At 61.2% G+C, this 477-nt stretch carries 1 protein-coding gene; it reads left to right on the top strand.

Features of this window, described 5'->3' with window-relative positions; genetic code table 11:
* Window positions 1–241 precede the first annotated feature (241 nt).
* On the top strand, window positions 242–477 hold a 236-nt coding region (locus tag J5M66_RS26615; RefSeq protein ID WP_207817543.1), incomplete at its 3' end, for a LysR family transcriptional regulator.

Here is a 477-nt window from a genome sequence, read left to right as displayed (position 1 = left end):
ATCTTGCAGCTCCAGAATGTCCGGCGTTGCTGTGAGTCGATGTCGCGGTACCAGGCGAAAGGCCCGGACGAAGAGGGGGAACTGACCTGCTGCTGCACGCCGGTAGGGTTCATGCTTGCCTCGGCTTGTTGGTATTGTTTTATAGGCGACAAAGGGTCGCGGCCTGAGCGCCATTGTTCAGAGGCCGCGCCACCTGCGTCCAACGAGAAAAACCGCCGGTCTGGAACAAGAAAAACTGATCATGAACCTTCGCTTCCTCGAAACCTTCGTCTGGGTCGCCCGGCTCAAGAGCTTCCGCCTGACCGCGGAGAAGCTGTTTACCACCCAGGCCTCGGTGTCCAGCCGCATTGCCGCGCTGGAAGCCGACCTGGGCGTGAAGCTGCTGCTGCGCGACTCACGCGGCGTCAGCCTGACCCCGGAAGGCGGCAAGGTGCTGGAATATGCCGAGCGCATGCTGGAAACCGCCAAGGCCATGAA

The sequence above is a fragment of the Pseudomonas sp. 67(2021) genome, from assembly GCF_017491835.1.
Lineage (GTDB): Bacteria > Pseudomonadota > Gammaproteobacteria > Pseudomonadales > Pseudomonadaceae > Aquipseudomonas > Aquipseudomonas atacamensis.
This window is presented reverse-complemented; position numbering and strand designations above follow the sequence as displayed.